The organism is uncultured Sphaerotilus sp., from assembly GCF_963924895.1.
Classification (GTDB): Bacteria; Pseudomonadota; Gammaproteobacteria; order Burkholderiales; family Burkholderiaceae_C; genus Sphaerotilus.
This window is the reverse complement of sequence record NZ_CAWURG010000017.1, coordinates 20,282-46,266: the sequence shown is the minus strand read 5'-3', so window position 1 is coordinate 46,266 and position 25,985 is coordinate 20,282. Positions and strand designations below refer to the sequence as shown.

Below are 25,985 nucleotides of genomic sequence, written 5' to 3'. Positions count from 1 at the left end.
GCTGAAGTGGTGCCGCAAGCGGCGTGGTGCAGGCGTGTTGCAGGAGGGCGCGTCGGGCGCGGTGTTGACGCTGATCGCCAGGATGGGGTGAAATGCTGCGTTCTGGTGGCGCGCAAACGTTTGCCTCCCGTTCGATCAGCACCATCCTAACGTTCGCCGATTCCGGTGGGCGATTCATGTTTTCCCTAGCCGGGGCGGTTCATGTCAGCCAGCAACAAGCAGAACCCATGCCCACCGGACGATGTCGCGGCCTGGGTGGCGCGGCCGAAGGTGCTGCTCCACGAGCACCTGGACGGCGGTCTGCGCCCGCAGACGCTGCTCGACCTGTGCCGCGCCCGGGGGATCACGCCGCCGGCCGAAACGGCCGACGCGCTGGGCGACTGGTTCGCCGCGAACGCGCACGCGGGCAGCCTGGAGCGCTATCTGGCCGGCTTCGCGCTGACCGTGGGCGCGATGGCCAGTGCGGCAGCCTGCGAGCGCGTGGCCTTCGAGGCGGCCGAGGACGCGCTGGCCGATGGCTGCGTGCTGGCCGAGTTCCGCATGGCGCCGAGCCTGTTCGCCTCGCTGGGCCTGCGCCCGGAAGCGGCGCTGGAGGCCCTGCTGGCGGGACTGGCCCGCAGTGCCTTGCCCTGCGGCATGATCGTCTGCGCGATGCGCATGGAGGATCCGGTGCGCACGGCAGCGGTGGCGCGCATGGCCGGACGCTACGCCGACCGCGGGGTGGTCGGCTTCGATCTGGCCGGTGCCGAACGCGGATTTCCGGCGACGCTGCACCGCGAGGCCTTGCACCTGGCGCACGACGCCGGCTTGGGCCTGACCTGCCACGCCGGCGAGGCCGACGATGGCCACCGCGTCATCGAGACCATCCGCCTCGGCGTCACCCGCATCGGCCATGGTGTGCGGGTGATGGACAACCCGGTCTGGGTCGAGCAGGCGCGTGCCGCGGGTGTGCATTTCGAGGTCTGCCCGTCCAGCAATGTGCACACCGGTGCGGCGCGCAGCCTCGCCACGCACCCGTTTGGCGCGATGACCGCGGCGGGCTTGAACCTGTCCTGCTCGACCGACAACCGGCTCATCTCGCGCGTGACGCTCAGCGGCGAGCTGGCCGCGCTGCAGGCGTACCAGGGCCTGTCGACGGCCACGCTGATGGCGCAGCAGGCCGATGCGGTGCGGGCGTCCTTCCTCGGGGACGACATCAAGGCCGCGGCACTGGCGCAGATCGCTGCGGCATGAGTCCGGCGCTACATCCCGTCGTCTGCCTCGGCGGCGCCAATGTGGACCGCAAGCTGCGCGTGGCGGCGCCGGTGCGGCCGGGCAGCTCCAACCCGGTGTCGGCGCGGGAAACCTGGGGCGGCGTCGCCCGCAATGTCGCGGAAAACCTCGCCCGCTGCGGCGTGCCGGTGCAGCTGCTGACCGCCGTGGGCCAGGACGCCGCGGGCCGCGCGCTGCTGGACGACGCGGCCCGCTGCGGCATCGACACCAGCGCGGCCGAGGTCGTCGCCGACGCGCTCACCGGCAGCTACACCGCCGTGCTGAACCCGGACGGCAGCCTGCACGTGGCGCTGGCCCACATGGACCTGTGCGAGCAGCTCACGCCGGACTGGCTGGCGCGGCACGCGGGCCGGTGTCGATCGGCTGCGCTGGTGGTGGCTGACCTGAACCTGCCGGCCGCGACGCTGGCCGCGCTGGTCGCGGCCGCGGCGCAGGCGGAGGCATCGCCGCTGGTGCTCGTCGCGGTGTCGGAAGCCAAGATGGTGCGGCTGCCCGCCGGTCTGCAGGGCGTGCGGCTGCTGGTGCTCAACCGCGGTGAACTGGCCGCGTGGGCCGGCACCGAGCGGCTCGCCGATGGCGTGGCCCGTCTGCGGGCGGCCGGTGTGCACGACGTGGTCGTCACGCTCGGCGAGGCCGGGCTGTGCCACACCACGCCGGCGGGCGAACTGATCCACCTGGCCGCGCCGGCTGTTTCGCCCGAGGCGCTGGTCGATGTGACCGGGGCCGGTGATGCGCTGGCCGCCGGGCTGTGCCGCGGGCTCTGGCGTGGCGACGTCGCCGCGCAGGGCTGGTCGCCGACCTGCGTGCAGGCGCTGGCGCGCGCGGCGCGCACCGTGCAGAGTGCGGCGACCGTCCTGCCGGATGGCGACGCCGATTCCGACCCGATTTCTCTTCCCCCGATCCCGTCCTGAAAGGAACCCGGAATGCCGATGTCCGATCCCCTGATGCGCTATTCCGACGAGGTGCAGGCCGCCCGCAGTGCCGGCCGCCCGATCGTCGCCCTCGAATCGACCATCATCGCCCACGGCATGCCCTGGCCGCAGAACGTCGAGACCGCCCGCGAGGTCGAGGACATCATCCGCGCCCGCGGCGCCACGCCCGCGACGATCGCCGTGATGGGCGGGCAGGTCTGCATCGGGTTGTCGGACGCGCAGCTCGAACAGCTTGGCCGTGACCCGGACGTGATGAAGCTCAGCCGGCGCGACCTGCCCTACGCCGTGGCGATGGGCCGGGTGGGGGCCACGACCGTGGCGGCGACGATGATCTGTGCGGCGCGGGCGGGCATCGAGGTCTTCGTCACCGGCGGCATTGGTGGCGTGCACCGTGGCGCGGCGGAGAGTTTCGACATCTCGGCCGATCTGCAGGAGCTGGCGCGCACGCCGGTGGCGGTGGTCTGCGCCGGGGCCAAGTCGGTGCTCGATCTGCCGCTGACGCTGGAGTATCTGGAGACCTACGGCGTGCCGGTGGTCGGCGTGGGACAGGACCGGTTCGCGGCCTTCTACAGCCGGGACAGCGGATTGCTCTGCGATTTCCGCATCGACGCGCCGGCCGACCAGGCGCGCTTCCTGCGGACGAAATGGGCGCTGGGGCTGGGCGGCGGCGTGGTGTTCAGCAACCCGGTGCCGGTGGCGGACGAGATCCCGCCGGCCGAGATCGAGGCCATCACGCGCCAGGCGCTGTACGAGGCTGCGGCGCGGGGTGTCAGCGGCAAGGCGGTGACGCCGTTTCTGCTGGGGCGCATCAAGGAGCTGACCGAAGGACGCAGTCTGGTCACCAACATCGCGCTGGTGAAGTACAACGCACAGGTGGGGGCGGATCTGGCCTTGGCGCTGGCGCTGGTCACGGTCTGAGCGTGGTCGGCCGGCAGCGGCCGGGCAAAAAAGAAGGGAGGCGGGACGATGCTCCGGGGGCTCGCTCTCAAAAGTCCGGATCGCCCGCCTCCCCGGGGACTTCGTTCAGTCCCGAAGGCTTCTCTGAGGAGGAGTCACACGAGAAGATTCGATGATGAACCGGTGCATCTGGAATGTCATCTCCGAAGGAGAAACCAGGTGCAGCGAACCGTGATTCATTGGGCTTCGACGCGGACCAGCGACTGCTCGGCGGCTTCTGTGGCGGCAAAGGCGCTGAACGCCAGGACCAGGGCGGTGGCGGTGAGCCATTCGGACCAGCGGAACTTCATGGCAGTCTCCAGGAGAGAGGGTGAACAGACCAGGTGTTCAGCCTAAGCGGACTTGCTACGGCTTGTGATGGTCTGTTGCAAGCGGAACGGGGGTCCTGCGCACTAGTGCACGCCAGGTACTTCATGGTTCCAGCTCGGGCCCGCTTCAGCGGCTCTGCGCGATCTGCGGAACGTCATCGGCCACGGTCGCGGCCGCCCCGGCGCTCAGGGTGAAGGCAATGGCGGCGGCGGCCAGCCAGTCGATCCAGCGAGGTTTCATGGCAGTGCTCGGCAGCGGTGATTCGTTGTCGAGATCTTCGCAAGAGCGTCTTGCTGCATATCCCCGAATCAGGGGGGGGATGGAGTCGCTATTGCGGTGCCGTGTAGCCCCGCGGAATGGCGCCCAGCAGCCGCCGCGTGTAGTCCTCCCGCGGCGCGGCGAGCAGGGCCTGCGCATCGGCGCGTTCGACCACGCAGCCGTCCTTCATCACCAGCACCTCGTCGGCCATGAAGCGCACCACCGCCAGGTCGTGGCTGATGAAGACGTAGGCCAGTCCGAGCTGGTCCTGCAGGTCTTTCAGCAGGTTCAACACCTGCGCCTGCACCGACACGTCCAGCGCCGACACCGCCTCGTCGAGCACCAGCACCTCGGGCGACAGCGTCAGCGCCCGCGCGATGGCGATGCGCTGGCGCTGGCCGCCGGAGAACTCGTGCGGGTACTTGCCAAACGCCGTGGCGTCCAGCCCGACCCGCTCCAGCAGTGCCAGCGCCCGGGCTTCGCGCTCGCGGTCGTCGGTGCCGATGGCGTGGATCTGCATCGGCTCCAGCAGCGTCTGGCCGATGGTGAAGCGCGGGTTGAGCGAGGCGTAGGGGTTCTGGAACACGATCTGGATGCGCCGGCGCAGCGCCTGCCGCTCGGCGCCTTGCAGCGCGAACAGGTCCTGGCCATCGAACAGCACCTGGCCGGCGGTGGCCTCGTGCAGGCGCAGCAGCGTCAGGCCCATCGTCGTCTTGCCCGAGCCGGACTCGCCGACCACGCCCAGCGTGTGTCCGCGCCGCAGCGTGAAACTGACGTCCTGCACCGCCTTGAACGCGCGCTGCCGGAACAGCCCCTCGCGGATCGGGAAGGACTTGCACAGCCCGCGCGCCTCGATCAGCACCGGGGCGCTGGCATCGCGTGGCACCGCCGGCGACGCGGACGCTGCGACGGTCTGCCCAGCTTCTCCGGCGATGTGCGCGTCGATCACCACCAGCCGCCGCGCCGTGTGGTCCAGTCGGGGGCGGCAGGCCAGCAGCGCGCGGGTGTAGGCATCCTGCGGCGCGGTGAAGATCGCGGCGACCGGACCGCGCTCGCGGATCTGGCCGTGGCGCATCACCACCACCTCGTCGGCGATCTCGCCCACGACGCCCAGGTCATGGCTGATGAACAGCATGCTCATGCGCCGCTCGGTCTTGATGCGGGCGAGCAGTTCGAGGATCTGGCGCTGCACGGTGACATCCAGCGCCGTGGTCGGCTCGTCGGCGATCAGCAGCCGCGGCTCGCAGGCCAGCGCCATCGCGATCATCACGCGCTGCTGCTGTCCGCCCGACAGCTCGTGCGGATAGGCCGACAGGCGCCGCTTCGGCTCCGGCAGGCCGACTTCGGCCAGCAGTTCCTCCGCGCGGGCCAGCGCGGCGCGGCGACCCAGGCCGAGGTGCAGCCGCAGCGGCTCGGCGATCTGCGCGCCGACGGTGAAGACCGGGTTGAGCGAGCCCATCGGGTCCTGGAAGACGCAGGCGATGGCGCGGCCACGCAGCGCGCGCAGCTCGGCGGTGGACGCCTGCAGCAGATCGCGGCCGTCGAAGAGGATGCGCCCCGAGCGCTCGGCGTTGTCGGGCAGCAGGTTGACGATGGACATCGCCGTGACGCTTTTGCCCGAGCCGGACTCGCCGACCAGCGCGACCGTGGTGTTCTCGGGGATGTCGAAGCCGATGCCGCCGGTGTCGTCGCCGACGGCGCGGCCCCAGCGCGTCTGTGCCCGCGCCTGGCCGTGTGCGCGGCCGAGGCGGAAGCGGACCCGCAGGTCCTCGATGCGCAGCAGGGTTGCCATGGGATCAGTCCTCCAGCCCGCGCAGCTTCGGGTCGAGCGCGTCGCGCAGTGCGTCCGTCATCAGCGAGAAGGCGGTGACGAAGACCGCCATGAACAGCGTCGCGGTCGCGAGTTGCCACCAGTAGCCCAGGATCAGCTCGCTCTGCGCCTCGGCCAGCATCGTGCCCCAGCTCACCTGGTCCACGCTCACGCCCAGCCCCAGGTAGGACAGGATCACCTCGTACTTGATGAAGCCGACGACGTGGATCGAAAGCTGCACCAGCACGATGTGGCTGACGTTGGGCAGGATGTGGCGGAACATGCGCTGCAGCGGGCTGGCGCCGATCGCCTCGGCGGCGCGCACGTAGTCGCGGCCGGCGTGTTTCATGAACTCGGCGCGCACCAGCCGGTAGATGCCGGTCCAGCCGGTCAGGCCGAGGATCAGCACCACGCTGGTGACGCCGCGCCCGAACACCGCCGCGAAGGCGAGGATGAGCAGGATACCGGGGATGGACGTGAAGACGTTGTAGACCCACTCCAGCCCGTCGCCGACGCGTCCGCCGAAGAAGCCGCCGAAGGCGCCCAGCACCGTGCCGATCACCGCGGCGACCACGGCGGCCAGCACGCCGACCAGGATCGAGATCTGCGAGCCCTTGATCGCCTTGTCGAGCACGCTGCGGCCAAGCCGGTCGCCACCGAAGGGCAGGGTGGGCGACTGGGTAACGGTCTCGATCGACTGCTTCTTGGTCGCGGCGTCCCATTCGGCGTAGCGTGGGGCGAGCGGATCGACGGACGTCAGGTCGAGCAGCGGCTGCGCCGGGCCGGCTGTGCCGGAGGCGGGCATCCCGGGCATCGCGGCGAATTCGGGCGCGGGGCCGAGCAGCGTGGGTGGCGCGTAGGAGACGCCGCGCTCGGCCTGCCAGTTCGACGCGACCAGCCCGCTGGCAGCGGCCAGCAGCAGCACGGCGAACAGCGCGACCACCGCCATCGACACCAGACCGACGCGGTCCCCCTGCAGCCGCTGCCAGGCCAGCGACCAGACGCCTTCGGAACGTGTCACGGCCGTCATTTCAGCGTCACCCGGGGATCGACCGCCTTGTAGAGCAGGTCGGTGAGCAGGTTGATGAGCATGGTGATCACCGCCAGATAGACCGTCACCGCCTGGATGACCGGGTAGTCGCTGCGGTTCACCGCCATCCACACCTCGCGGCCCAGGCCCGGGATCGAGAAGAAGACCTCGATCAGGAAGGATCCGATGAAGATGCCGGGCAGCTGCATCGACACATTGGTGAGGATCGGGATCATCGCGTTGCGCAGCACGTGTTTCAGCAGCACGGTGCGCTCGCTCAGGCCCTTGGCGCGGGCGGTGCGCACGTAGTCGTGGCCGATCTCGTCGAGGAAGAAGCTGCGGTACAGGCGCATCTGCGGCGAGATGCCCACCATCACGGCCAGCAGCACCGGCAGCGGCGCGTAGGTGGTCAGGTTGGTCCAGACGCTGCGGGTCCAGCCCTGCACCGGAAACCAGCCGAGCTGGAAGGCGAACAGCCACTGCCCGACGATGACGTAGACGAGGAAGCTGATCGACAGCGCCACCGTCGTCACCACCATGATCGTGCGGTCGGTCAGCGAGCCACGCACCGCCGCCACCGCCAGCGCGAAGGGAATCGCCAGCAGCGCGTCCAGCACCAGGATCGGCGTCATCACCGTCAGCGTGGCCGGCAGCCGCGAGGCGAACAGGCTGGACACCGACTCGTTGGTCGCCCAGCTCTTGCCCCAGTCGAAGCGCAGGATCTGCTGCACGAAGATCCAGAGCTGCTCCCAGACCGGCTTGTTCAGGCCGAGTTGCTCGCGGATCTGGTCCACCTGGGCGGCTGATGCGTTCAGGCCGGCGAGGATCTCGGCCGGATCGCCGCCGAAGGACTTGAACAGGAAGAACACCAGCAGCACGACGCCGACCAGCGTCGGCACCATCTGCCAGAGGCGGCGGAGCAGGTAGGCACCCATCAGCGGCGGTCTCCATCGACAAACACGGCCAGCTCACCCGCCTTCAGCGCGACCCAGTCCTCGTTGCTGGTCAGCGGCTCGGTGACGACGATGGCGACGCGGTCCTGCGGTGTCGTCAGGTCGGCGAAGTCCACGGTCAGGTCGGCGTCCTGCAGCTGTGCGGCGGCGAAGGGGTGGCGGCGCAGGACGTAGTGCAGCTTCGTCGTGCAGTGCGCCCAGAGCGCCTCGCCCTGGCTGAGCAGGAAGTTGAAGGTGCCGTGGCGGGCGATGGTCGGGGCCAGCTCGGCCAGGGTCTGCGTCAGGTCGGGGATGCTGGGCATCCGGGCGTGGTTCTTGGCGAGTTCCTGCAGCAGCCAGCAGAAGGCGCGCTCGCTGTCGGTGTCGCCGACGGGGTGGAAGTTCGCGTGCAGCTTGGGGTGAAAGTTGACCAGGTTGCCGTTGTGCGCGAAGACCCAGTAGCGGCCCCAGAGTTCGCGCATGAAGGGGTGCGTGTTCTCCAGCGCGACGCGGCCCTGGGTGGCCTTGCGGATGTGGGTGACGATGTGGCGGCTGCGGATCGGGTAGCGGCGGATCATCTCGGCCACGGGCGATTCGGTGGCGCTCTGGTGGTCCACGAAGAGCCGCACGCCCGGGCCCTCGAAGAAGGCGATGCCGAAGCCGTCCTTGTGCTCGGCGGCGCGGTGGGCGAAGCCGGTGAAGCTGAAGACCAGGTCGGTCGGGGTATTCGCGTTGAGGCCGAGCAGCTGACACATGGGCCGAGACACTACCATGCCGCCCAGGTCTTTCCAGCGCTTTCCAGTCTTGCAATCCCGGGAGTTCGATCAATGGATGCTTTCCTGACGCAGCTCGGCCGCCACCTGGCGGACCGCTGGCGTGCCCAGCGCCAGCCGCGCACGCTGCGCGCCTTCCGCTGCCTGTGCGGCGCGCCGGTGTTCTTCCGCAACAGCGGCTGCCTGAGTTGCGGTCGCGCGCTGGGCTATGACCCGGCGCAGCGCCTGCTGCTGGCGCTGGACGCGCGCGGCGAGGCGCTGGTCGAGGCGCGGCCGGCGTCGTCTCTGCACCTGCGGGCGGCACGGGTCCTCCACCGCTGCGCGAATGCCGTGTCGGCCGCCAGCTGCAACTGGCTGGTGCCGGACGGGGAGCGCAACGGCGCCGGCGAGCGGCCGCTGTTCTGCGTGGCCTGCCGCCTGAACCGCGTCATCCCGGACCAGACCGTGGCCCACAACCAGCGCGACTGGGCGCTGATCGAGCAGGCCAAGCGCCGGCTGGTGTCACAGTTGCTGGCGCTGGGCTTGCCGGTGCAGTCCCGGCTGGCCGGGGCGGGCGGCGAAGACATGCAGCGCGGGCTGGCCTTCGACTTCCTGCGCCCGGTCGGCGGGCAGGGCGTGCTCACCGGCCACGCCAGCGGCGTCATCACGCTCAATGTCGACGAGGCTGACGACCCCACCCGCGAGCGCATCCGCGCCAGCCTGCGCGAGCCCTACCGTACGCTGCTGGGCCATTTCCGCCACGAGGTCGGCCACTACTACTGGGACCGGCTGGTCGCGGGCACCGGCTGGCTGCCCGCCTTCCGCCAGACCTTCGGCGACGAGCGCGCCGACTACCGCGCCGCGCTGGAGCGCAACTACCGGCTCGGCCCGCCGCCGGACTGGGCCAACTGGCATGTCAGCGCCTACGCGAGCTGCCACCCCTGGGAAGACTGGGCCGAAACCTGGGCGCACTACCTGCACATGGTCGACGCGCTCGACACCGGCCTGAGCTTCGGGCTGGATGCGGACGACGTCGAGGTCGATGTGCAGCCCTTCGACGAGGCGGTGCTGACGCAGCCGGACGCCGAGTTCCTGCGGCTGGTCAACGCCTGGGTCGAGCTGACGGCGCTGCTCAACGAGCTGTCACGCAGCATGGGCGAGCCGGACTTCTACCCCTTCGTGCTGAGCCAGACGGTGGTGCGCAAGCTCCACCTGGTGCACCAGGTGGTCACACGGTCGGCGTGAGTGCCTGGGCGGCCCTGGCGCGCAGCAGGGCCGTGAAGTCCTGGCGCGGCATGGGGCGGCCGAAGAGCCAGCCCTGCGCCAGCTCGCAGCCCTGTTCCCGCAGGAAACGCGCCTGCTCCTCGGTCTCGACACCCTCGGCGACCAGCTGGAGCTGCAGGCTGTGGCCCATCGAGATGATGGCGCGCACCACGCCGGCCTGGTCGGTGCGGGTGGTGATGTCGCGCATGAAGGACTTGTCGATCTTGAGCGTGCTGATGGGGTATTTCGTCAGGTAGCTCAGTGCCGAGTGGCCGGTGCCGAAGTCGTCGATCGCCAGCGTCAGGCCCATGGCGCGCAGGCCGTCCAGCGTCTCGCCGGCCTGGCCGCGTTCGTCGAGCAGCAGCCGCTCGGTGATCTCCAGTTCGATCCACTCGGCGCGGCAGCCGGTGCGGGCCAGCGCCGTGGTGACGGTGCCGATCAGGTCGTGGTTGAGGAACTGGCGCGGCGAGAGGTTGACCGCGATGCGCAGCGGCGGCTCGCCCGGTGCCAGCGCGCGGTTCCAGTCGGCCGCGGCCGCGCAGGCATCGCGCAGCACCCAGGCGCCGATCGCCACGATCAGCCCGCTGTCTTCGGCCACCGGGATGAAGACGTCGGGCGAGACCGGGCCGCGCTCCGGGTGGTTCCAGCGCAGCAGGGCCTCGGCGCCGACGATGCGGCCGTCGTCCAGCGCCACCTTGGGCTGGAAATGGACGCTGAACTGCCGCTCGGACAGGCCGCGACGCAGGTCGGCTTCCATCGTGACGCGGTCGCGGGTGCGCTGGCTGAGGTCCTCGGAGTGGAACTGGTGGCGCGAGCGGCCGCCGGCCTTGGCGGCGAACAGGGCGGTGTCGGCCTGCTGCATCAGGGTGGCCGCGTCCGTGGTGGCGCTGTGGGCGGACTCGGGCACGGCGATGCCGACGCTGGCCGAGACGAAGATATCGTGGTCGTCGATGCGGCAGGGCGCCGAGAGCGCCTCGACGAGCCGGCGCGCGATGCGTTCCAGCTGGTCGTGGTGCACCGCGTCGTGGATCAGCACGGCGAACTCGTCGCCACCCAGCCGGGCGATCGTGTCCTGGCTGCGCAGGCAGGTGCCCAGGCGCTGCGCCATCATCACCAGCAGGCGGTCGCCGGTGGCGTGGCCCAGGGTGTCGTTGACGTACTTGAAGTGATCCAGGTCCAGCATCAGCACGGCCTGGACCGGACGTTCGTGGAGGCGCTGCGTGAAGCCGGCCCGGTTGACCAGCCCGGTCAGCACGTCCTCGAAGGCCAGCGTGCGCAGTTCGCGCTGGGTGGTCTTCAGCTCGGTGATGTCCTGGGTGGTGGTCAGCGTCTGGACATGCCGGCCCTGCGCGTCGTAGTCGAAGCGCTGCACCACCCGCAGGTCGCGCGGGCCGAAGGGTCCGGAGATCGTGGTGTCGAAGCGCAGCTCCCGGTCCTCACGCGCCACCGCCTGGCTGGACAGCTCGATGACGCGGGGACGGTCCTCGCTGATGACGCGGCTCCACACCTCCCGGGCGCTCCGGATGGTCGTGCTGTCGAAGCCGAGCTGGCGCTGGGCTTCGGCGGACAGGGTGGAGCACCGGGCGGCCTCGTTCCAGATCAGGTGGCCCATCTGCCCGACCCGCTCGGCGTCTTCGAGGCGGGCGACCAGCCGGTCGCGGTCACGGCGGTTGGCATGCTGCTCCGCCATCGCGCCGCTGATCCGGGACGGTCCCTTGACCATCACGAGGTAGACGTAATAGACCAGTGCCGCGCCCATGTAGGTCTGGGCCAGCTCGCCGCGGGTCAGCAGCATGCCGATCAGCGGGCTCATCGAGAGCACGCCATAGACCGTCAGCGTGCCCCGGATCGACCCGATCAGCGCGGCGCTGCCCGCGCACGCGCCCATGAGCGTCATCAGCAGGGCCGTGCGGGCGGCCTGGTCGTCGACCACCGCGTAGAACAGGCCGAGCGCGCCCCAGCTGAGGCCGCTCAGCGTGGTCTGGAGGTGGGTGACGGCGCACCACTGCCGCATCGACCAGCGCGCCCGACCGCCGCCGTGCAGGTAATAGCGTGCGACCAGCAGGCGCAGCAGCATCATCAGCTCGACGCTGACCAGCCACTGGATCAAGGTCGAATGCGGCGCCGTGCCCCACAGCACGCCCGCGATCATGGCCGACAGGGCCATGCCCGAAAGCACCGCCTGCGGGGTATGCCGGTAGTGGGCCAGCAGGAGCTGCGATTTCCACTCGGCAGCTTCCTCCGCTTCCGACCGGAGGGAGGGTGACTCGGGGGCAGCGTGGCTGGAAGGGGTGGGCGTGCGTGTCATCGAGGCAGGCGCCGGCAGGAACGCGGCGCCTTGGAGCGCTATCGGCATCGCCCCGCCCTACTGAAGCGGCCCCGCCTGTTCTGGCGTGTGTTCAGCGCGCCAGCAGCCGGAGCATGCCGCGCACCGACAGCAGGTGGCCCGGGTTCGAGGTCTCGTTGAGCACGCCGCTCATGCGCTGCCGCAGCGAGGCACTGCGCTGCGCCCGCCAGATCACCAGATCGGCCAGCCAGGGGTGGCGGTTGACGCTGTTGGCCTTCTCGTAGAGCGCGAATTTCGGCCGCAGCGTGGCAAGCCGCTGGTCGTAGTGCTGCCGCACGGCGGCTTCGTCCAGCCCGTCGCGCGCGCCCTGCAAGAGGGCATCGGCGACCATCAGCCCGGTTTCGAGCGCCTTGCCGATGCCTTCGCCGGTGAAGTCGTAGGTCGAGCCCAGCGTCTCGCCGGTGGCGAGCAGGCCGGGGCGGCCGCTCTGGGCGCCGTCGAGCGTGCAGCGCAGTGGCGCGCCCTTGAGATCGCCCTGCAGCGTGCCGCCGTCCATCAGCGCGCGGGCCGGGGCGTAGACGCGGGTGAAGTCGTCGAACATCTGGCGCAGGTTGGCGTCCGCCGCCTGGCCCTGGCGGAAGAAGGCGCCGACGCCGATGTTCCAGGTGTCGTCGCCACACGGGAAGATCCAGCCGTAGCCCGGCCGCAGCGCCTTGTCCCACACCACGTCCATGGTCGTGAGCTGGCCGGCCAGCGCCGGGTTGCGCACATAGCCGCGCAGCGCGATGCCGCTCGGGGTGCGCCGCGTGCACAGCCCCGTGGCGACCAGCGGTTGCACGCCAGCGCCGGTGGCCAGCACCACCCAGCGTGCGCGCACCTCGGGCCGCGCCTCGCCCTGGCGCAGCCGGGCACCAACGACGCGGCCGTCCTCCTCGATCACCGCGTCGAACTTCACCGGCGTCACCAGCCGCGCGCCCTGGCGCTGCGCGTGCTGCACCAGCAGGTAGTCCAGCACCCGGCGCGGCAGCACGGCCAGCGACCCCGGCACATCGACCTGCCCGCCGCGCGGCGCCACGCAGCGCACATGGCTGACGTGCGCGGCGTGGGCCATCACCTCGTCGAGCACGCCCAGTCGGCGCAGGGCGGCGTGGGCATCGGGAATCAGGCCGTCGCCGCAGACCTTCTCGCGCGGAAAGTCGTGCTGGTCGACCAGACAAACCGACCAGCCGGCCGCCGCCAGCGTCGCCGCGCAGGCGCTGCCGGAGGGGCCTGCGCCGATGACCAGCACATCGCAGGAGGCTGGCAGGGTGCCGACAGGAGCAGGCGGGGGGACGGTCAGTTTCATGGCGCGAATTCTAGGAGCGGGCCGCACAATCCGCGCCATGCGTGGTCCGTGTTCCTCCCTGCTCTTCATCTTCTGTGTGGTCACCGGCTTGGGCCTGGGCCTGTCCACGGCATCGGGCGCGGCCGTGGGGCCGGAGCCGGTTCCGGCCGAGGTCGGCCCCACGCTGGGCCGTCCGCGCATCGGCCTGGTGCTTTCGGGCGGTGGCGCACGCGGACTGGCGCATGTGGGCGTGCTCAAGGTGCTGGAGCGCGAGCACATCCCCATCGACGCCATCGCCGGCACGTCCATGGGCGCCATCATCGGCGGCCTCTACGCCAGCGGCCTGCGCGCCGACGACCTGGAGCGCGAGCTGCTGGCGCTGGACTGGACCACCCTGTTCGCCAACCGCCTTCCGCGCGAGACGCTGAGCGAGCGGCGCAAGGAGGAGGATTTCGAGATCTCGCCCGCGCTGGAGGTCGGCCTCAGCCGCAGCACCGGCGAGCTGATGCTGCCGATCGGCTCGGTGTCGAGCCGCGGGCTGGAGCTGCTGCTGCGCCGCTACACGCTGCCGGTGCGCCAGCTGCCGAGCTTCGACGTGCTGCCGATCCCCTTCCGCGCGGTGGCCACCGACATGGAGTCCGGCGAGGCGGTGATCTTCCGCGAGGGCGATCTGGCCCAGGCGCTGCGGGCGAGCATGTCGGTGCCGGGCGTGTTCCCGCCGACCGAGGTCGAGCACCGCATCCTCGGCGACGGCGGGCTGGTCAACAACCTGCCGGTGGACGTCGTGCGGGCGATGGGCGTGGACCTGGTGATCGCCGTCAACATCGGCACGCCGCTGGCCGGGCGCGACAGCCTGGGCACCGTGCTCGGGCTGACCTCGCAGATGGTCAACATCCTGACCGAGCAGAACGTGCAGCGCTCGATCGCCACGCTGGATCCGGCGCACGACCTGCTGATCGCCCCGCCGCTGGGCCGCCTGACCTCGGGCGACTTCGACCGGGCGGCCGATCTGATCGCCGCGGGCGAGCAGCACACCATGCGGATGCTGCCGCAGCTGGCAGCGCTGCGGCTGAACGACGTGGACTGGCAGGCGCTGCGCGTCGCCCAGACGCGGCCGGAGGATCCCCCGCAGCCGATCACCTCGGTGCGTTTCGAGGGCCAGGACATCACCACGCCCGAGCGCCTGCGCGGCGTGCTGGCTGTCCAGCCGGGCCAGCCGTTTTCCGTCGAACGCGCCGAGCGCGACAGCCGCACGCTGGCCGCCAGCGGCGATTACCTGCACGTCGACTACCGCGTCGAGGACCTGCCCGCCGGCACCGGGCTGGTCTACCGCGTGGAAGAGAAGCCCTGGGGGCCGCACTATTTCCGGCTCGGACTGGACATGCAGAGCGACTTTGCCGGCCGCGGCGACTTCAACGTCAAGCTCAGCCACAACCGCCACTGGCTCGACGACAGCGGCACCGAGTGGCGCAACCGGGTCCAGCTCGGCTCGGTGCCGCGCTGGTTCAGCGAGCTGTACGTGCCGATGGGGGCGGGCAGCGGGCCGGCCAGCGACTGGTTCCTCGCGGGCTGGGCCGAGGTCGAGCGCCGCCGCCTGACCACCTACCAGCCGCTGGAGCCGGACCAGAGCGCGCGGGCGCTGGCGGTGCTGGGCCGGCAGGTGCGCGGGCAGCTGCGGGTCGGCCTGGACCTCGGCCAGTCGCTCGGCGACCTGGGCGAGTGGCGCGTGGGGGTGGTGCGCGACATGCTGAGTCTGGATCCCGAGATCACCGCCGGTACCTCCGATCCCGCCAGCCTCACCGCCGGCCGCAGCCGCGAGTGGGCGCTGCGCAGCGGACTGGTGATCGACCAGCTGGACCACGCGAGTTTTCCGCGCCAGGGCTGGCGCATGAAGCTGGGCGTGCAGGCGGGCCGGCGCTGGCTGTCCGGTGGCGGCGCGGCCGGGGAGAGCGGTGTCTTCCACCGCATCGAGGCCGACCTGACGCAGGTCGCCAGCAGCGGCCGCCAGACGGTCGAGACCACGCTGCGACTGCGCCATGCCCACCAGCGCGAGGCGCCGGGGCAGGTCGGCCACTACACGCTGGGCGGCTTCCACAACCTCTCGGGCTACGAGACCGACCAGCTCGCCGGCAACGACACCCTGCTCGGGCGCCTGACCTGGATGGTGCGGCTCAACCGCCAGCCGGTGCTGACCCGGGGCGTGTTCGCAGGCGCCACGCTGGAGGCGGGCAATGCGTGGCTGTCTTCCCGCTCGGTCAGCCTGCAGGACCTGCGCTGGGGCAGCAGCGCCTTCCTGGGTGCGGACACCGGGCTGGGGCCGCTCTACCTCGGGCTGACCTGGGCGCCGCGCGGCCGGACCGGGGTGTACCTGATGCTCGGGCGCCCCTGAGCCACCGCCGCCCGGCTCAGCGCAGCGAGCTGCGCCGCACCACCAGTTCGACCGGGAGCGTGCGGGGCGGCACCACCTCGCCGCCGACGATGGCGAGCAGCGCCTGGACGATCTCGGCCCCGGCGCTGGCCACCGGCTGACGCACGGTGGTCAGCGGCGGGTCGGCGTGGCTGGCCCATTCGATGTCGTCGTAGCCGACCACCGCCACGTCGCGCGGGATCTCGCGGCCATGCAGGCGCAGGGTCTGCATCACCGCCATCGCCAGCACGTCCGAGCAGGCGAACACCGCGTCGAAGACCGTGCCGGACTCGATCAGGCCGGTCAGTGCCGTGCGGGCCTGGTCGGCGTCGAAGGACGAGTGGAGCTGCAGTGCCGGGTCGTGCGGGAGGCCGGCATCGAGCAGGGCCTGGCGGTGGCCGCGCAGGCGCAGTGCGGCTTCGGGCGTGGTCGGGTCGCCGATGAAGGCGATGCGCCGGCAGCCACGCTCGAGCAGGTGGCGCGTGGCCAGCAGGCCGCCGGTGACGTTGTCGCCGCCGACCGAGCAGTAGCGCTGCTGCGGGATCTGCGCGCCCCACACCACCAGCGGCACGCCCCGGTCGGACATGGTGTTGATCTGCGCGTGGCTGTGCCACTGGCCGATCAGGATCACCCCGAGCGCGGTGCCGGTGTCCCAGGCCCGGGCGGCGGTTTCCAGCTGGTCGGCATCGACGCGGGAGACCAGCATGTCGTAGCCCTGGTCGGTCAGCGCATCGGCCAGGCTGCCGAGCATCGAGAGGAAAAACGGGTCGGAGACGTGCAGCCGCGCCCGCTGGTCGAAGGGGATCACCACCGCCACCGTCTTGTTGTGGCGCAGCCGCAGGTTCTTGGCGCCGACGTTGATGGTGTAGTTCAGCGAGCGCGCCAGCTCGGAGATGCGCTGGCGCGTCGCGGCGCTGACCTCCGCGCTGCCATTGAGCGCCCGCGACACCGTGGCGACCGACACCCCGGCGATCCGGGCGATGTCGGCCATCTGCAGGCGCTGGCGGTCGGGGCGCTCGACGGGGACTGGGTCAGGCAGCTGGGTCATGCGAGGGATTCCCGTTGGCGGGCTCCAGAACCACGGGCGCGGCGGCGATGGCCGCTGCGGCGTCCAGCGCCGGCTGGGCCACCCATTCGTGCAGGATCTCCGCCACATCGCCCACGCCCTGGCGCTTGAGCGACGAGAACAGCGTGATGCGGATGTCGGACTCCTCGGTGGAGAGCCCCGCCAGCACCGCCTGCGCCTTGCGCAGCGAGTCGGCGGCTTCGTTGCGGTTGAGCTTGTCGGCCTTGGTCAGCAGCACCAGCAGCCGCACCTCGCCGTTGGCCAGCCGCGGCGCGACGAAGTTCAGCAGTTGCCGGTCCAGGTCGGTGAAGCCGTGGCGCGAATCCACCATCTGCACCACGCACGCCAGGTTGCGCCGCACGCGCAGGTAGTCGGCCATGACCTCCTGCCAGCGCGCCTTGGCCGCCTTGGCCACCGCCGCATAGCCGTAGCCGGGCAGGTCGGCCCAGTAGGCCTGCGGGGCGTCCTTGGGGCCGACCTCGAACAGGTTGATGTGCTGGGTGCGGCCGGGGGTCTTGGACGCGTAGGCCAGCTGCCGCTGCTGGGCCAGCGTGTTGATGGCGGTGGACTTGCCGGCGTTGGACCGGCCGACGAAGGCGATCTCGGGCAATTCGTGCGCCGGGAGCTGGTCCAGACGGCTCGCGGTGGTCAGAAAGCGGGCCGTGTGGGTCCAGGCGAGGGCAGTTCGCGTGGCATCGGCGCCACCGACGAGAGGGGCAAGTGGAGGGGTCATCATTCGGCATTGTAAAATCTTCAGGTTTCACGTCTGCCTTTGCGCCGCTCAACCATGAAATCGCACGTCAAGTCGCTTCTTGCCCTGCTCGCGGCGGCCGCCATGGCCACCCCGCTCGCTGCCAATGAATCCCAGCCCGCCGCGGCCAAGGTCGATCCGGCCAAGGGCCAGGCGATCTCCGCCCAGGTCTGCAGCGCCTGCCACACGGCCGATGGGTCGCGTGGCTCGCCGGCCAATCCGATCCTGCAAGGCCAGCACCCCGAGTACCTCGTCAAGCAATTGACCGAGTTCAAGACTGGCAAGCGCGACAACGCCATCATGAAGGGCTTCGCCTCCGCGCTCAGCGAAGAGGACATGAAGAACGTCGCTGCCTTCTATTCCAGCAAGCAGGCCAAGCCGGGCGCTGCGAAGAACAAGGACCTCGTCGTCCTGGGCGAGAAGATCTACCGCGGTGGCATCGCCGACCGCAAGGTGCCCGCCTGCGCTGGCTGCCACAGCCCGTCCGGCGCCGGCATCCCCGCCCAGTACCCGCGCCTGTCGGGTCAGCACACCGACTACACCACCGCGCAGCTGACCAGCTTCCGCGACGGCATCCGCAAGAACAACGCCGTCATGACCGGTGTGGCGGCCAAGATGAACGACCGCGAGATCAAGGCCGTCGCCGACTACATCGCCGGGTTGCATTGAGATCCCGCGGCGGCCGACCTCCGTGTCGCCGTCGTTGATGCAGATCAATAAGGCCGGTCGCTGACCGGCCTTTCTGCATCTTTATGCTCTATTCATCTTTCGTTTGCATAATCCCGCTCGCCATGTCCGCATCCCCTTCCGGCCTCGAGGTCCAGGGCGGTTCTCGCTGGATGCAGGAGACCGTTGAACTGCTGTCGTCGATGCGCTTTGCCATCGCGCTGTTCACGATCATCTGCATCGCCTCGGTGATAGGCACCGTGGTCCAGCAGCACCAGCCGCCTGTCAATTACGTCAACCAGTTCGGCCCCTTCTGGGCCGATGTGTTCGGCCGTCTGGGGCTCTACGCGGTCTACAGCACGGGCTGGTTCCTGCTGATCCTGGTGTTTCTGGTGACCTCCACCAGCCTGTGTGTCGCACGGCACACCCCCAAGATCCTCGGCGACCTGCGCAACTACAAGGAAAACATCCGCGCGTCGGCGCTGCTGGCCTTCCACCTCAAGGGCAAGGGCGTCGTGCCGCTGTCGCGTGCGCAGGCGCTGGCCCGCGTCAACGAGGTGCTGGCCAATGACGGCTGGAAGGGCAAGGCGCAGGTCCGCGATGGTGGCGTGATGGTCGCCGCGCGCCAGGGCGCCGCCAACAAGCTCGGCTACATCGCCGCGCACAGCGCGATCGTGCTGATCTGCATCGGCGGGCTGCTGGACGGCGACCTGATCGTCAACACGCAGATGGCGCTGCTGGGCAAGTCGACCTTCGCCGGCGGCGGGCTGATCAAGGACGTGGCGCCCGAGCATCGCCTGTCGGCCTCGAATCCCACCTTCCGTGCCAATCTGTACGTGCCCGAGAAGTCCGTCGCCGGCACCGCGGTGATCAACCTCACCAGCGGCATCGTGCTGCAGGACCTGCCCTTCCAGGTCGAGCTGAAGAAGTTCGTGGTCGAGTACTACGACACCGGGATGCCCAAGCTGTTCGCCAGCGACATCATCGTCCACGACGCGGACGGCACGAAGACCGAAGCCAAGGTCAAGGTCAACGAGCCCTACATCCACAAGGGCATCGCGATCTACCAGTCGAGTTTCGAGGACGGTGGCTCGAAGCTGACGCTGATGGCCCGCCCGATGGGCCGCCCCGGCGCACCGTTCGAAGTCAAGGGCGAGGTGGGCGGCATCACCACGCTGACCAACGCGGCGTCCCAGACCGACAAGCTGCAGCTCGAATTCACCGGCCTGCGCACCATCAACGTCGAGAATCTGGCGGCCGAGAACGCGGGTTCGGCGTCCGGTGCCGATGTGCGCAAGGTCGATCTGGTTGGCACGCTCGGTGAACACCTGGGCTCCGGTGCGCGCGTCAAGGCCGACAAGAAGCTGCACAACGTGGGGCCGTCGGTGACCTACAAGCTGCGCGATGCGTCTGGCCAGGCGCGGGAATACAGCAACTACATGATCCCGGTCGAGCTGGATGGCCAGAAGGTCTTCCTCGCCGGGGTGCGCGACTCGCCCGACCAGGCCTACCGCTACCTGCGCATTCCCGCCGACGACCGCAGCACGCTCGACGACTGGATGCAGATGAAGGCCGCGCTGGCCGATCCCGCCAGCCGCGTGGAGGCCGCGCGCCGCTACGTGCGCAAGTCCGCCCCTGCCGACAAGCCTGAACTGGCACAGCAGCTCGAAGCCTCCGTGCTGCGCGGGCTGACGCTGTTCGCCGGCGCCGAGGCGGTGCGCAAGGACGCGCCCAGCGCCGGGCTGGTGGCGCTGCAGGACTTCATCGAGACCAATGTGCCCGAAGCCGACCGCGCCCGCACCTCCGAGGTGCTGATCCGCATCCTCAACGGCGGGCTGTTCGAGCTGCTCAACCTCGTGCGCGAGCGCGCCGGGCTGGCCGCGCTGCCGCCGGGCGAAGAGGCCCAGCGCTTCATGGGCCAGGCGGTGCTGTCGCTGTCGGACTCGTTCGCCTACCCGGCGCCGCTGCTGCTGTCGCTCACCGGCTTCGACCAGGTGCAGGCCAGCGTGTTCCAGGTCACCCGCGCGCCCGGCCAGAAGCTGGTCTATCTCGGATGCGGGTTTCTGATCCTCGGCGTGTTCGCGATGCTCTACATTCGCGAACGCCGCCTGTGGATCTGGATCGAAGGCCCAGCGGACGCGCCGTCCACCACCGTGACGCTGGCCTTGTCGGCCACCCGCCAGACCATGGACACGGACAAGGACTTCGACGCCTTGAAAACCAGGATGCTGCAGACACCATGAACCAGACCACCACCCTGACCCTCGGCCGGGCCTCGCCGCTGAGCCGGCGCAGCCCGTTTGACTGGCTGTTCGCATTGCTCGTGATCGGCGGCGCGGGCTTCGTGTGGCAGCGCTACGGGCTGTCGATGGACGGCTACGAGCGCGGCATCCTGCTGTGTGCCGTGCCTGCACTGATCGCGCTGGGCTGGTTCTGGGCGCCGCTGCGGGCGCTGAGCCTGGGCGTCGGCGTGGTCAGTCTGCTGGCCATCTCCCTCTACATGCGCCAGACCGACGCCTTCGGCGCCGATCTTGCGGCGGCAGACAAGGTCTTCTGGCTCAAGTACCTGCTCTCCAGCCAGAGCGCGATCATGTGGATGTGCGTGCTGGTGTTCATGAGCACGCTGGCCTACTGGATCGGTCTGCTGATCGGCCGCGGCAGCGACACGGCGCAGCGCATCGGCTCCTGGTTGGCCTGGGCCGCCGTCTTCATGGCGCTGACCGGCACCTTCGTGCGCTGGTTCGAGAGCCACCAGATCGGCCCGGACATCGGCCACATCCCGGTCAGCAACCTCTATGAAGTGTTCGTGCTCTTCGTCTGGCTGACCACGCTGATCTACCTGCACATCGAAGGCCACTACAAGACCCGCTCGCTGGGCGGCTTCGTCATGCTGATCGTCAGCGCCGCGGTGGGCTTCCTGCTGTGGTATTCGCTGGTGCGTGGTGCGGACCAGATCCAGCCGCTCGTGCCGGCGCTGCAGAGCTGGTGGATGAAGATCCACGTGCCCGCCAACTTCGTCGGCTACGGCACCTTCGCGCTGTCGGCGATGGTCGCGCTGGCCTACCTGGTCAAGACGGCGCCGGTGCGTTCGTTGTGGACCGGGCTGGTGGGCGTGCCCGGCGCCTTGCTGCTGCTGCTGGCCGGTTTCTGGCTGCTGGGCGACCTGTCGCCGCAGACCTCGGCCGCGGTGATGAAGTCGATGCGGATGCTGGGTGGCTGCGTGGCGCTGTTCGCCTTCACGATCTCGGTGCGCGGCGTCCTGAACGCCCGCACACCAGCGCCGGAAGTGCTGGATGACGTGATGTACCGCGCCATCGCCCTCGGCTTCGCCTTCTTCACCATCGCCACCATCCTCGGCGCCTTCTGGGCCGCGGAAGCCTGGGGCGGCTACTGGAGCTGGGACCCGAAGGAAACCTGGGCGCTGATCGTCTGGCTGAACTACGCCGCCTGGCTGCACATGCGCCTGATGAAGGGCCTGCGCGGCTCGATGGCCGCGTGGTGGGCGCTGGTCGGGCTGGTGGTGACGACCTTCGCCTTCCTGGGCGTCAACATGTTCCTGTCGGGGCTGCACTCCTACGGCGAACTCTGATCCGGGGCCGGCGCACGCGGTGGCGACTCAAGCCGCTGCGTTCGCCGTCGATAGGCAGAACAGAGAGGTTCTGCCATGCCCTACGTACACAGAGATGCCCGCGGCCAGATCGACCGCATCCACCGCGACGAAGTACCGGGGGCGGAGTTCCTGCCGCCGGAGCATCCGGAATTGCTCCAGGTCGTGGGCGGATCGCCCCGCAGCGCGAATTTCGCGCACCTGGACACCGGCCTGATCCGTGTCCTGGAGGACCTGGTGGACGTGCTGGTGTCGCACAACGTCATCTGCATCACCGACCTGCCGATCGAGGCGCAGCAGAAGCTGTTCGCGCGCAAGAATTTCAGGGACCGGTTTCAAAGGAATGCCCTGCAGCTCGGTGCACCGGAAGTGCCCTTGGGCCATGATTCGCTGATTCCCACGGTCGCCATGCCGGTCGCGCCCACCCGGGTGAAGCGGCGCGGTTGATCCGGTGTAAGAAACCGGGTGGCTGCGGCGACTGAGGGAGGACGCACCCCAAGGAGCCCTTCATGTCCGCACGATCGCACGGCCACCCCGACCACGGTTTCCTCCACCCCGTTCCCAGCGAGATCACGCCGGCCGAGGTTTATGCCGGTCGCCGGCAGTGGCTGCGGCAGCTCGCCGCGGGCACCGGTGGCGCGGTCCTGGCCAGCTGGGCTGCCCGCGACGCGCAGGCCCAGGCCGCCAGCAGCCCGGCCCGGCCCGGCAAGCTCGCCGCGCTGCCCGGCGTCCGCAGCGCCGTGCCTGGCGCCATGGTGATGGACAAGCCCACCGCCTACGCCGACGCCTCCACCTACAACAACTTCTACGAGTTCGGCACCGACAAAGGCGACCCTGCCCGCAACGCTGGCAAGCTGCAGACCCGCCCGTGGACCGTGGCGATCGAGGGCGAGGTGAAGAAGCCGGGCGTGCTCGATCTGGAGTCGCTGCTGAAACTCGCGCCGATGGAGGAGCGCATCTACCGCCTGCGCTGCGTCGAGGGCTGGTCGATGGTGATTCCCTGGGTCGGCTTCTCGCTGGCAGACCTCATCCGGAAGGTCGAGCCGACGGGCAATGCCAAGTACGTCGAGTTCGTGACGCTGGCCGATCCGAAGCAGATGCCGATGGTCGGCTCGCGCGTGCTCGACTGGCCCTACGTCGAAGGCCTGCGCATGGACGAGGCCATGCACCCGCTGGCGATGCTGGCCTTCGGCATGTACGGCGAGGTGCTGCCGAACCAGAACGGCGCGCCGGTGCGGCTGGTGCTGCCGTGGAAGTACGGCTTCAAGAGTGCCAAGTCGATCGTGAAGATCCGCTTCACCGACAAGCAGCCCGGCACCGCCTGGAACAAGGCGGCGCAGCAGGAATACGGCTTCTTCTCCAACGTCAACCCCGAGGTCGACCACCCGCGCTGGAGCCAGGCCACCGAGCGCCGCATCGGCGAGGACGGCCTGTTCGCCAAGAAGCGCCCGACGCTGATGTTCAACGGCTACGGGCCGCAGGTCGCGTCGCTCTACGCCGGCATGGACCTGCGCAAGTTCTTCTGATCATGAACCGAGCCGCTCTGAACCGGGCCTTGCTGCACCCGGCGGCCAAACCCTTGCTGTGGCTGCTGTGTCTGGTGCCGCTCGCCGGCTGGGTGTGGGGCGGGTTCCACGGCAGCCTGGGGGCCAACCCGGCGGAAACCATCCTGCGCGGCACCGGATCGTGGACGCTGCGCTTCCTGTGCATCGTGCTCGCCGTGACGCCGCTGCGCCAGTGGACCGGCCTGAACGCGCTGGCCCGCTGGCGGCGCCTGCTGGGGCTGTACGTCTTCTTCTACAGCGTGCTGCACTTCCTGGCCTATGCCTGGCTGGACATGGGCTTCGACCCGGCTGCGGTCGTGAAGGACCTGGCCAAGCGGCCGTTTGCGCTGGTGGGCTTCCTTGCCTTCGTGCTGCTGATCCCGCTGGCGGCGACCTCGTTCAACCGCGCCATCAAGGCGATGGGGGCGGCGCGCTGGCAGCGCCTGCACCGGCTGGTCTACGCCATCGCCTTGCTGGGGCTGCTGCACTTCTTCTGGATGCGGGCCTCCAAGCACCGCTACGACGAGGTGCTGGTGTACGCCGTGGTGATCGGCGGGCTGCTGGGTGTGCGTCTGTGGCGCCGCCTGCGGACCGCACCTTCGACCGGCGCGGCGCCAATGTCGCGGAATGCGCAGGCTTCCCGCGTTACAGGGTCGTGACATAACCGAATCCCCCCTGAACAGGGGATTGAGTTCGCACATTTTCATTCGTTACCGTGACAAAGTTGGCAAAATCATTGACATGTGATTTTTGCCCACTTACGATCAGCCAAAACGTAACGGTGTGTTAAGGAGGTGAGCGTGGCTATCGCGAACAGCATGGCAGGTCCGGGTGACGAACTCTCCGCAGGGGAAGCGTCTTCGCTGGAAGGGCAGCCGCCCTGGGACTTGATCGCGCTGTTGACGCTCGCGTTCATTGTCTTCGGCTGGATGGCGCTGGCGGTGTCCTACAACCCCAGCCATGGCGCGCAGTTCGCGTTCGAGAGCTTCCACACGGTCGCGCTGCACCAGTTCCAGACCCTGCCCTGGGACCGCTTCCTGCACGAGATGCACACCACCTACGGGCCGGCGTTCTATGCGCTGGTCGGCAGTCTGCACCTGCCGACCGAAGGCGTGCGGGCGGTCGGGCTGGTCATGCACCTGGTTTCGACGATGGTGCTGCTGCAGGTGGGCCTGCGGATCGGCGCGCCCTGGCAGCGGGCGGCACTGCTGTCGGCGGCATTTTTTGTGTCGCCGTTCCAGTTTGGCCCGGCGCTCTGGGGGCATCCCGACGCACTCGCGACGCTGCTGATGATGCTCGGCCTCGGTGCCACGATGCTGCCCGGTCGCGGCACGCACCGCTCGGTCTCGATCGCGCTGCTGCCCGTGACGGTGCTGGTCCACCAGGCCGGTGCGGCGGTGGTGGCGGCGTCCTGCCTCGACGACCTGCGCCTGAAGCGGTACGCCGACATGGCGATCAAGCTGGTGGTCACCTCCGTGATGCTCTACCTGCTGTACCGGGTCTGGGACGGGTTCACGCCGCCCTCGCTCCAGACGGCCGCGCGCATCAACACACGGGCCTTCCTGATGGCCTTCACGCTGCTGGCCCTCGGCCTGCACGCCTGGGACCGCCTCAACACCCGCACGCGCGGCCTCGTGCTGCTGGCGCGCTTTGCGCTGCTGTGGCCGCTGTTCACGCTGGTCTATGCGCTGTCCGGTCCGTTCGCGGGCGGCGGCTTCGTGTTCTCGCGGCTGGATGTGCTGGAGGGCGGCATGTTCCCGGTCAACCTCGCCAGCCCGGCGCTGATGGCCATGGTCGTGGCGTGGTGCTGGCGGTCGCTGCTGGGCTACCGGCTGTCGACCGCGCAGATCACGCTCTGCGCCGCCGTGCTCGCCACGGGGCAGGGGCTCTATCTGAAGGATGTCGACTTCTTCTTCTGGCCGCTGCTGCTGATCCGGCTGGTGCGCTGGGGTGCACAGCGGCCGAGCGTGCGCGACGCGCTGATGCGCAGCGCGGTGGTCTGGACGCTGGTCAGCCTGTCGCTGGCAACGCTGTCCTACAGCCAGCTCTGACGCGCAGATGCACCGCGCCCGACCGGTCTGGCGCGTGTGGATTGCACGGCCAGCGGCACGGCGTCCCTGGATCTCCCTGAGCTGCGGGATCCCCCGCTTCCCCTGCCGTTCGTACCATGGTTTGCACGACGGTCGGCCATCAGCCGACTGCGCAACCACGGTGCGGGGGCATCCATGAATTTCAGGGAACACAACGATACGGATCGATCAGAGGCGGGTGTCGAACCCCGCCGCGAGGGCTGGCCGCAGCGCATGGAGCGGGCCCGGCAGGAGCGCAACCACCGCGAGATGGCCCGGCTGCTGCTGGATGGCGCGGATACCGCGATGGCGGACGCCGGCGACGACGAGTCGCTGGAACGGGCGCAGTGGCTGCTGACGCGCACGCAGCGCTCGCTCGACGCCTGCGGCGCGCACCCGGAATGCCTGCCGCTGCTGTGCGAGCTGATGGAGCGCCAGTGGCAGCTCGCACAGCACTGGCAGCAACTCGGCCATCCTGGGCAGCGCCACGCCGCCCGCGAGCAGGTCCGCGATCTGGCCTTCGAGGTGGCACGCCGCGGCGAGCGCACCGACGACCTCGGCCTGCGGGTGTCGGTGATCCTGCGGGCCGCCGAAGCCCTGGAGGCGCTGGGCGACCAGAGCGATGCCCACGCACTGCGGGCACGGGCCTTTCACAGGCTGGGGGCCGCCAGTCTGCGCGAGACCTCGTCGCGCTTGCCCGAGGCGGCCTCGTCGCCCTGCCGCGCGGCGGCGTCGTACCAGTAGCGCGC

At 69.8% G+C, this 25,985-nt stretch carries 21 protein-coding genes; 13 read left to right on the top strand and 8 right to left on the bottom strand.

What is annotated here, in order from left to right; translation table 11 throughout:
* Positions 1-201: 201 nt before the first annotated feature.
* From add to AABN02_RS07710, 3 genes are read left to right on the top strand one after another with little or no spacing between them, the layout of a single operon-like run.
* Entirely contained in the window at positions 202-1,233 is a 1,032-nt protein-coding gene (gene add / locus AABN02_RS07720) for an adenosine deaminase (protein ID WP_338414343.1), read from the top strand.
* The gene (locus AABN02_RS07715; protein WP_338414342.1) at positions 1,230-2,183 is read left to right on the top strand and encodes a carbohydrate kinase family protein; all 954 of its coding nucleotides are present in this window, start codon (positions 1,230-1,232) and stop codon (positions 2,181-2,183) included. The genes add and AABN02_RS07715 overlap by 4 nt, the downstream gene beginning before the upstream one ends.
* Before the next feature lie 18 nt (positions 2,184-2,201).
* A complete protein-coding gene (locus tag AABN02_RS07710; RefSeq protein ID WP_338414341.1) occupies positions 2,202-3,122 on the top strand; it encodes a pseudouridine-5'-phosphate glycosidase in 921 nt (306 codons plus the stop codon).
* 676 nt (positions 3,123-3,798) lie between these two features.
* Here AABN02_RS07710 and AABN02_RS07705 read toward each other — a convergent pair.
* The 4 genes from AABN02_RS07705 to AABN02_RS07690 are packed head-to-tail and all read right to left on the bottom strand — an operon-like array spanning position 3,799 to position 8,255.
* A complete protein-coding gene (locus AABN02_RS07705) occupies positions 3,799-5,520 on the bottom strand; it encodes a dipeptide ABC transporter ATP-binding protein (RefSeq protein ID WP_338414340.1) in 1,722 nt (573 codons plus the stop codon).
* 4 nt (positions 5,521-5,524) lie between these two features.
* The gene (locus AABN02_RS07700; RefSeq protein WP_338414339.1) at positions 5,525-6,568 is read right to left on the bottom strand and encodes an ABC transporter permease; all 1,044 of its coding nucleotides are present in this window, start codon (positions 6,566-6,568) and stop codon (positions 5,525-5,527) included.
* Positions 6,565-7,503, bottom strand: coding sequence for an ABC transporter permease (locus AABN02_RS07695; protein WP_338414338.1), 939 nt, complete (start codon positions 7,501-7,503; stop codon positions 6,565-6,567). Before AABN02_RS07695 ends, AABN02_RS07700 begins: the two co-directional genes overlap by 4 nt.
* Entirely contained in the window at positions 7,503-8,255 is a 753-nt protein-coding gene (locus AABN02_RS07690; protein ID WP_338414337.1) for a class II glutamine amidotransferase, read from the bottom strand. The genes AABN02_RS07695 and AABN02_RS07690 overlap by 1 nt, the downstream gene beginning before the upstream one ends.
* A 72-nt stretch (positions 8,256-8,327) precedes the next feature.
* Between AABN02_RS07690 and AABN02_RS07685 the strand changes: the two genes are divergently transcribed.
* Positions 8,328-9,497 carry a putative zinc-binding metallopeptidase gene (locus tag AABN02_RS07685; RefSeq protein ID WP_338414336.1) on the top strand — a complete coding sequence of 390 codons (1,170 nt, stop codon included), beginning with the start codon at positions 8,328-8,330 and terminating at the stop codon, positions 9,495-9,497.
* Here AABN02_RS07685 and AABN02_RS07680 read toward each other — a convergent pair.
* Both AABN02_RS07680 and AABN02_RS07675 read right to left on the bottom strand, forming a co-directional pair.
* Complete coding sequence (locus tag AABN02_RS07680; RefSeq protein ID WP_338414335.1) at positions 9,481-11,871, bottom strand: EAL domain-containing protein; 2,391 nt, start codon at positions 11,869-11,871, stop codon at positions 9,481-9,483. The genes AABN02_RS07685 and AABN02_RS07680 overlap by 17 nt on opposite strands.
* Positions 11,872-11,914: 43 nt before the next feature.
* The gene (locus AABN02_RS07675) at positions 11,915-13,147 is read right to left on the bottom strand and encodes an FAD-dependent oxidoreductase (RefSeq protein ID WP_338414334.1); all 1,233 of its coding nucleotides are present in this window, start codon (positions 13,145-13,147) and stop codon (positions 11,915-11,917) included.
* A gap of 37 nt (positions 13,148-13,184) precedes the next feature.
* Here AABN02_RS07675 and AABN02_RS07670 point away from each other — a divergent pair, with 37 nt between their 5' ends.
* The gene (locus AABN02_RS07670) at positions 13,185-15,515 is read left to right on the top strand and encodes a patatin-like phospholipase family protein (RefSeq protein ID WP_338414333.1); all 2,331 of its coding nucleotides are present in this window, start codon (positions 13,185-13,187) and stop codon (positions 15,513-15,515) included.
* Positions 15,516-15,531: 16 nt separating this feature from the next.
* Here AABN02_RS07670 and AABN02_RS07665 read toward each other — a convergent pair whose 3' ends face one another.
* The gene (locus AABN02_RS07665) at positions 15,532-16,581 is read right to left on the bottom strand and encodes a LacI family DNA-binding transcriptional regulator (RefSeq protein ID WP_338414332.1); all 1,050 of its coding nucleotides are present in this window, start codon (positions 16,579-16,581) and stop codon (positions 15,532-15,534) included.
* Complete coding sequence (gene yihA, locus AABN02_RS07660; RefSeq protein WP_338414331.1) at positions 16,565-17,335, bottom strand: ribosome biogenesis GTP-binding protein YihA/YsxC; 771 nt, start codon at positions 17,333-17,335, stop codon at positions 16,565-16,567. Before yihA ends, AABN02_RS07665 begins: the two co-directional genes overlap by 17 nt.
* A gap of 51 nt (positions 17,336-17,386) precedes the next feature.
* Here yihA and AABN02_RS07655 point away from each other — a divergent pair, with 51 nt between their 5' ends.
* The 8 genes from AABN02_RS07655 (at position 17,387) to AABN02_RS07620 (ending at position 25,980) form a co-directional block, all read left to right on the top strand.
* Positions 17,387-18,019, top strand: coding sequence for a c-type cytochrome (locus AABN02_RS07655; RefSeq protein ID WP_338414330.1), 633 nt, complete (start codon positions 17,387-17,389; stop codon positions 18,017-18,019).
* 122 nt (positions 18,020-18,141) lie between these two features.
* Positions 18,142-20,259 carry a cytochrome c biogenesis protein ResB gene (locus AABN02_RS07650; protein WP_338414329.1) on the top strand — a complete coding sequence of 706 codons (2,118 nt, stop codon included), beginning with the start codon at positions 18,142-18,144 and terminating at the stop codon, positions 20,257-20,259.
* Positions 20,256-21,605 (top strand): c-type cytochrome biogenesis protein CcsB, encoded by a 1,350-nt coding sequence (ccsB, locus tag AABN02_RS07645; protein WP_338414328.1) that lies wholly within the window; start codon positions 20,256-20,258, stop codon positions 21,603-21,605. The genes AABN02_RS07650 and ccsB overlap by 4 nt, the downstream gene beginning before the upstream one ends.
* 75 nt (positions 21,606-21,680) lie before the next feature.
* The gene (locus AABN02_RS07640; protein ID WP_338414327.1) at positions 21,681-22,070 is read left to right on the top strand and encodes a hypothetical protein; all 390 of its coding nucleotides are present in this window, start codon (positions 21,681-21,683) and stop codon (positions 22,068-22,070) included.
* A gap of 62 nt (positions 22,071-22,132) precedes the next feature.
* Entirely contained in the window at positions 22,133-23,149 is a 1,017-nt protein-coding gene (msrP, locus tag AABN02_RS07635; protein WP_338414326.1) for a protein-methionine-sulfoxide reductase catalytic subunit MsrP, read from the top strand.
* Between the two features lie 2 nt (positions 23,150-23,151).
* Positions 23,152-23,826, top strand: a complete 675-nt coding sequence (locus tag AABN02_RS07630) for a protein-methionine-sulfoxide reductase heme-binding subunit MsrQ (protein ID WP_338414325.1) — start codon at positions 23,152-23,154, stop codon at positions 23,824-23,826.
* Between the two features lie 141 nt (positions 23,827-23,967).
* Positions 23,968-25,218 carry a hypothetical protein gene (locus tag AABN02_RS07625; RefSeq protein ID WP_338414324.1) on the top strand — a complete coding sequence of 417 codons (1,251 nt, stop codon included), beginning with the start codon at positions 23,968-23,970 and terminating at the stop codon, positions 25,216-25,218.
* Between the two features lie 174 nt (positions 25,219-25,392).
* Positions 25,393-25,980: a hypothetical protein gene (locus AABN02_RS07620; RefSeq protein WP_338414323.1), complete on the top strand. Its 588-nt coding sequence runs from the start codon at positions 25,393-25,395 to the stop codon at positions 25,978-25,980.
* The last annotated feature ends 5 nt before the right edge of the window (positions 25,981-25,985 follow it).

What these genes read in the sequence shown, in the direction of transcription:
- add (WP_338414343.1), top strand. Translation starts at nt 202, where the DNA reads ATGTCAGCCAGCAACAAGCAGAACCCATGCCCACCGGACGATGTCGCG.
- AABN02_RS07715 (WP_338414342.1), top strand. Translation starts at nt 1,230, where the DNA reads ATGAGTCCGGCGCTACATCCCGTCGTCTGCCTCGGCGGCGCCAATGTG.
- AABN02_RS07710 (WP_338414341.1), top strand. Translation starts at nt 2,202, where the DNA reads ATGTCCGATCCCCTGATGCGCTATTCCGACGAGGTGCAGGCCGCCCGC.
- AABN02_RS07705 (WP_338414340.1), bottom strand. Translation starts at nt 5,520, where the DNA reads ATGGCAACCCTGCTGCGCATCGAGGACCTGCGGGTCCGCTTCCGCCTC.
- AABN02_RS07700 (WP_338414339.1), bottom strand. Translation starts at nt 6,568, where the DNA reads ATGACGGCCGTGACACGTTCCGAAGGCGTCTGGTCGCTGGCCTGGCAG.
- AABN02_RS07695 (WP_338414338.1), bottom strand. Translation starts at nt 7,503, where the DNA reads ATGGGTGCCTACCTGCTCCGCCGCCTCTGGCAGATGGTGCCGACGCTG.
- AABN02_RS07690 (WP_338414337.1), bottom strand. Translation starts at nt 8,255, where the DNA reads ATGTGTCAGCTGCTCGGCCTCAACGCGAATACCCCGACCGACCTGGTC.
- AABN02_RS07685 (WP_338414336.1), top strand. Translation starts at nt 8,328, where the DNA reads ATGGATGCTTTCCTGACGCAGCTCGGCCGCCACCTGGCGGACCGCTGG.
- AABN02_RS07680 (WP_338414335.1), bottom strand. Translation starts at nt 11,871, where the DNA reads ATGCCGATAGCGCTCCAAGGCGCCGCGTTCCTGCCGGCGCCTGCCTCG.
- AABN02_RS07675 (WP_338414334.1), bottom strand. Translation starts at nt 13,147, where the DNA reads ATGAAACTGACCGTCCCCCCGCCTGCTCCTGTCGGCACCCTGCCAGCC.
- AABN02_RS07670 (WP_338414333.1), top strand. Translation starts at nt 13,185, where the DNA reads ATGCGTGGTCCGTGTTCCTCCCTGCTCTTCATCTTCTGTGTGGTCACC.
- AABN02_RS07665 (WP_338414332.1), bottom strand. Translation starts at nt 16,581, where the DNA reads ATGACCCAGCTGCCTGACCCAGTCCCCGTCGAGCGCCCCGACCGCCAG.
- yihA (WP_338414331.1), bottom strand. Translation starts at nt 17,335, where the DNA reads ATGATGACCCCTCCACTTGCCCCTCTCGTCGGTGGCGCCGATGCCACG.
- AABN02_RS07655 (WP_338414330.1), top strand. Translation starts at nt 17,387, where the DNA reads ATGAAATCGCACGTCAAGTCGCTTCTTGCCCTGCTCGCGGCGGCCGCC.
- AABN02_RS07650 (WP_338414329.1), top strand. Translation starts at nt 18,142, where the DNA reads ATGTCCGCATCCCCTTCCGGCCTCGAGGTCCAGGGCGGTTCTCGCTGG.
- ccsB (WP_338414328.1), top strand. Translation starts at nt 20,256, where the DNA reads ATGAACCAGACCACCACCCTGACCCTCGGCCGGGCCTCGCCGCTGAGC.
- AABN02_RS07640 (WP_338414327.1), top strand. Translation starts at nt 21,681, where the DNA reads ATGCCCTACGTACACAGAGATGCCCGCGGCCAGATCGACCGCATCCAC.
- msrP (WP_338414326.1), top strand. Translation starts at nt 22,133, where the DNA reads ATGTCCGCACGATCGCACGGCCACCCCGACCACGGTTTCCTCCACCCC.
- AABN02_RS07630 (WP_338414325.1), top strand. Translation starts at nt 23,152, where the DNA reads ATGAACCGAGCCGCTCTGAACCGGGCCTTGCTGCACCCGGCGGCCAAA.
- AABN02_RS07620 (WP_338414323.1), top strand. Translation starts at nt 25,393, where the DNA reads ATGAATTTCAGGGAACACAACGATACGGATCGATCAGAGGCGGGTGTC.